At 72.4% G+C, this 4199-nt stretch carries 7 protein-coding genes; 5 read left to right on the top strand and 2 right to left on the bottom strand.

Translation table 11 applies throughout. The features are described from left to right. The 5 genes from VB737_RS05750 to proC all read left to right on the top strand — a co-directional run. The coding region (locus tag VB737_RS05750) for a CbiQ family ECF transporter T component (protein ID WP_500311887.1) at window positions 1–656 on the top strand (656 nt) is incomplete at its 5' end. Window positions 657–678: 22 nt separating this feature from the next. Continuing rightward, window positions 679–945 (top strand): PipX family protein, encoded by a 267-nt coding sequence (locus VB737_RS05745; protein WP_015110514.1) that lies wholly within the window; start codon window positions 679–681, stop codon window positions 943–945. Beyond that, entirely contained in the window at window positions 945–1631 is a 687-nt protein-coding gene (locus tag VB737_RS05740) for a YggS family pyridoxal phosphate-dependent enzyme (protein WP_500311885.1), read from the top strand. The genes VB737_RS05745 and VB737_RS05740 overlap by 1 nt, the downstream gene beginning before the upstream one ends. 74 nt (window positions 1632–1705) lie before the next feature. Then, a complete protein-coding gene (locus tag VB737_RS05735; protein ID WP_500311883.1) occupies window positions 1706–2275 on the top strand; it encodes a cell division protein SepF in 570 nt (189 codons plus the stop codon). Beyond that, the gene (gene proC / locus VB737_RS05730; RefSeq protein ID WP_500311881.1) at window positions 2262–3092 is read left to right on the top strand and encodes a pyrroline-5-carboxylate reductase; all 831 of its coding nucleotides are present in this window, start codon (window positions 2262–2264) and stop codon (window positions 3090–3092) included. Before VB737_RS05735 ends, proC begins: the two co-directional genes overlap by 14 nt. Window positions 3093–3123: 31 nt before the next feature. Here proC and plsY read toward each other — a convergent pair whose 3' ends face one another. Together plsY and VB737_RS05720 are read right to left on the bottom strand one after the other, a co-directional pair. Then, window positions 3124–3759: a glycerol-3-phosphate 1-O-acyltransferase PlsY gene (gene plsY / locus VB737_RS05725; RefSeq protein ID WP_500311880.1), complete on the bottom strand. Its 636-nt coding sequence runs from the start codon at window positions 3757–3759 to the stop codon at window positions 3124–3126. Window positions 3760–3779: 20 nt separating this feature from the next. Next, a partial coding sequence (locus tag VB737_RS05720) for a DUF3086 domain-containing protein (protein ID WP_500311879.1) occupies window positions 3780–4199 on the bottom strand: 420 nt, incomplete at its 5' end.

Here is a 4199-nt window from a genome sequence, read left to right as displayed (position 1 = left end):
GGGCGGCACCGGCCAGCCTCCAGCGTCCCCCCGCGGAGCTGCGACTGGTCCCGGCCCCCCCTGGTGGACCAGCCCCGTCGCGGGCGGGCCTGCCCTGGGAGCTGGTGCGCTGGGGGCCCGTGATGGCCGGGCCGCTGGAGCTGGGCCCCCTGGTGGTGACCCGCCGTTCGGCCGAACTCGGCATCAACGGCGCCACCCTCCTGTTCACCGTTATCCACAGCGCCAACCTGCTGCTGCTCTCCACCCCCCCCGAGGAGCTGGTCTGGTCCATCGCCTGGTGGCTGGCCCCCCTGCGGGCCCTGGGCTGGCCGGTGGAGCGCCTGGGCTTCACCCTGCTCCTGTCCCTGCGCTTTCTGCCCCTGGTGCAGGAGGATCTCCAGAACCTGCTGCGCTCGATCGCCACCCGGGCGGTGAATCTGCGCCGCCTGGGCTGGAAGGCCAGTCTCGGCCTGGTGCTGGCGGTGGGGGAGCGGCTGCTGGCGAACGTGCTGCTGCGCTCCGAGCAGGGGGCCGAGGCCCTGATGGCGCGCGGCGGGATGTGGCTTCCCCCCGACCGCCTGCACCAGCCGGCCGCCACCCCCTCCGGGGCCAGCCTGGCGGCGGTGCTGGCCCTGGCGGCCCTGCTGGCGCTCCGCTGGAAAGTCGGTGCCCTTTAATGGCCGGAGCCTGCAGGGAGTCGTGAGCACGGAGCGCTATCTGAACCACCCGACGTTCGGGATGCTCTATCGGGTAGCGCCGGTGGCCGAGAGCCGCGATCTCTATGCCACGCTCTACGCCCAGCGGATCTTCTTCCTGGTCACCCTTCAGGAGCGCGGCGCCCATTTCGAGGTGATCCCCCTGATGGACGCCCGCCACTTCGCCGAGCAGAACCTGGCCCGCTGCCGGCGCGAGGGGCCCGAGGCCCAGGCCCGCTGGCGCCAGCTGTTCGACCAGACCTTCATCTGATGGCACCGGCGTCGCCCGCGGTGGCGGAGGCGTTCGGTTCCACCCTGGCGGAGCGGCTGGCGGCCCTCCAGGCGGCGTTGCCGCCCACCACCCGGTTGTTGGCGGTGTCGAAGGGCCATCCGGCCGAACGGGTGCGCCAGGCCGCGGCCCTGGGCCAGAGGAGCTTCGGGGAAAGCCGGCTGCAGGAGGCCGTCGCCAAGCAGGACGCCCTGGGCGACCTGCCGGACCTCGACTGGCACTTCATCGGCCGACTCCAGGCCAACAAGGCCCGCGCGGTGCTGCGCCGCTTCGGCACCATCCATTCCGTCGACAGCCTGGCCCTGGCCGAGCGGCTGCAGCGCATCGCCGCCGAAGAGGGCCTCGCCCCCGGGATCCTGCTGCAGGTGAAGTTCCGCCCCGACCCGGCCAAAACCGGCTTCGAGCCGGACGAGGTGCGGGCCCTGGCGGCCGACCTGGGGCGCCTGGCGCCCCTGCGCTGCCTCGGTCTGATGACCATCGCCCCCCTGGGCCTCACCCCCGGCGAGCGGCTGGCGCTGTTCCGGGACTGCCGTGGCCTGGCCGATGCCCTGGGGCTGCCGGACTGTTCGATGGGGATGAGTGGGGACTGGCGCGAAGCGGTGGCGGCCGGCAGCACCTGGGTGCGCCTCGGCAGTGTTCTGTTCGGAAGTCTCCCAATCCAGCCATGAAAGGGCGTTGGGATCTTGCCGGCTCGGATGTGGGACGCTATTCAAGGCCAAGCATCCTTCCCGAGGTCGACTCCGTGTCGTTGTTCTCCCGCCTGCGTGCCGTCGTCTCCGGTGACGACTATCTCGATGGCGACTTCGACGACGAACTTGACTACGACCCCGGTGACACCACCACCACCACGACCACCTCGACGGCCAGCAGAAACACCGGAGCCCTGGCGCTGAGCACCGATTTCTCCACCGACGATCCCTTTGCCGGCACCAACGTCATCGGCATGCCTGGGATCACCAGCGCCGTGGCCGAGGTGTGTCTGATGGAGCCGCGCAGCTTCGACGAGATGCCCCGTGCCATTCAGGCCCTCCGCGAGCGCAAGACCGTCATCCTCAACCTCACGATGATGGAGCCGGACCAGGCCCAGCGGGCCGTCGATTTCGTCGCTGGCGGCACCTTCGCCATCGACGGCCACCAGGAACGGGTGGGTGAGAGCATCTTCCTGTTCGCCCCCAGTTGCGTCACAGTCACCACCGCCGGCGGTGAGGAAGCCGCCTCCCCCACGGTGGTCTCCGGCCGCACCGGCCCCGTGGATGACCAGCAGGAGGCCGCCCCCAGCCCCGCCTGGGGCCGTTCGGATGCCATGGTCTGACACCCTCGGGGTGGTGGGCCTGGGCCGCATGGCCCGGGCCCTGCTGCTGCCGCTCATCGATTCCGGCCTGCTCGAGCGCTCCGCGGTCCGGGCGGCGGTGGCCAGCGAGGCCTCCGCCCGGCGGCTGAGCGACGAACTCGGGGTTCAGGTCTCCACCGATGCCGCCCCGGCCTGGGCGGCCCCGGTGGTGCTGCTGGCGGTGAAGCCCCAGCAGATCGAAGCGGTGGCCCCCGCGGCGGCCGAAGCCCTGGCAGAGGCCTTGGCGGCGGCCCCCTCCGGCGCCGAGCCGCTGCTGATCTCCGTGCTGGCGGGGGTCACCCTGGCGCGGCTGCAGGCCCTGTTCCCTGGGCGGGCCTGTGTGCGCGCCGTGCCCAACACCCCGGCCCTGGTGCGGGCGGGACTCACGGGGCTGAGCTGGGGCGAGGGCGTCGGCGAGGCCCAGCGTGAGCAGGTGCGCGGGTTGTTCGCCCAGGTGGGGGAGGTGCTGGATCTGCCGGAGCCCCAGCTCGATCCCTTCCTGGCCCTCACCTCCTCCGGTCCCGCCTTCCTGGCCCTGGTGGCCGAATCGATGGCCGACGGGGCGGTGGCGGGGGGGCTGCCCCGCCCGCTGGCCATGCACCTGGCCCACCGCACCATGGCGGGTACGGCGGCGTTGCTGCAGGGGCAGGAGCTCCACCCCGGCCAGCTCAAGGACATGGTGACCAGCCCCGCCGGCACCACCGCCGCCGGGCTGCGGCAGCTGGAGCGGGCGGGCCTGCGCTCGGCCCTGATTGAGGCGGTGCTGGCCGCAGCGGAGCGCAGCCGTCAGCTGGCCTGAACCCTGAGGGCGGGGCTGCGAGCCCGCCCGTTCAGCTGCGGCCGGCCCCCAGCTTCGGCTCGGTGCCGGCCACCAGCCGCTGCAGGTTGCTTCGGTGCCGCCAGAGCACCAGCGCTGTGGTGAGCAGGGCCAGGCTCAGGTAGGCCGGCCGCAGGCCGTCGGCGCCGAAGGAGCCCAGCATCAGCAGGGGCAGCGACAGGGCCGCCACCACGCTGGAGAGCGACACGATGCGGCTCAGGCTGAGCGTGGTGAGGAAGATGCCGAAACAGGCCAGTCCCACGGGCCAGGTCAGGCCCAGCAGCATCCCCAGTCCGGTGGCCACCGCCTTGCCCCCTTTCCAGCCCAGCCAGAGCGGCCAGATGTGGCCGGCCAGGGCCGCCAGGCCCGCCGCCACCACCCCCCAATCGCTGACGGCGCTGAAACCGAGGGGCTGGAGCACCGCCTTGGCCACCAGCACGGCGGCCGTTCCCTTGAGCACGTCGAGCAGGAACACCACCAGGGCTGGCCACTTACCCAGCACCCGCAGCACGTTGGTGGCGCCGGTGGAGCCGGAGCCTTCCTGGCGCAGATCAACGCCGGCGAGCCAGCGGCCCGCCAACCAGCCGAAGGGAATCGAGCCCAGCAGGTAGCCCGCCAGCAGCACGAGAAGTTCGGGGAGGAAGGGCATGGCAGCAGAGGTCGGAAGGGTCAGTAGAGATCGGCTTCGGCGTCGATCTCCCCGGGGCCGGCGGCGAAGGCCAGCCAGAGGGGGAACTGCAGGATCGGAATCTCGATCACCTGCTCGGCGGCGTCGATCACGATGAAGGGCAGCTCCCCCCGTTCCTCGAGACGGTCGGCCCGCTCGATCAGGGCATCGGGGCGCTCGAACAGCACGATGCCGCTGGCGGGGCCGAAATCGTCCCGGCTGAGCCCCAGGCAGTCCTGCAGCCCCCGTCGCCACTCGCCGAGGCGCTCCGGCTGGCTGGCCAGCACCAGCGTCTGGAAGCGCTCGCCGTAGAGCTCCCCCAGGATCGCGATCGCCGCCGCCGCCGCCAGGGCGTTGCGGCTGCGGCTGCCGCCGCTGGGCTGGGCGCCCCGGCCGCCCTGGGAAAGGAACCAGTCCTCCAG

The organism is Synechococcus sp. BA-120 BA3, assembly GCF_034931285.1.
GTDB lineage: Bacteria > Cyanobacteriota > Cyanobacteriia > PCC-6307 > Cyanobiaceae > Cyanobium.
The sequence above is the reverse complement of the archived record's forward strand: the minus strand, read 5'-3'. Positions and strand labels throughout refer to the sequence as shown.

Excerpts from the sequence above, each read along its gene's own strand:
- VB737_RS05740 (WP_500311885.1), top strand. The coding sequence starts at position 945 with ATGGCACCGGCGTCGCCCGCGGTGGCGGAGGCGTTCGGTTCCACCCTG.
- proC (WP_500311881.1), top strand. The coding sequence starts at position 2,262 with ATGCCATGGTCTGACACCCTCGGGGTGGTGGGCCTGGGCCGCATGGCC.
- plsY (WP_500311880.1), bottom strand. The coding sequence starts at position 3,759 with ATGCCCTTCCTCCCCGAACTTCTCGTGCTGCTGGCGGGCTACCTGCTG.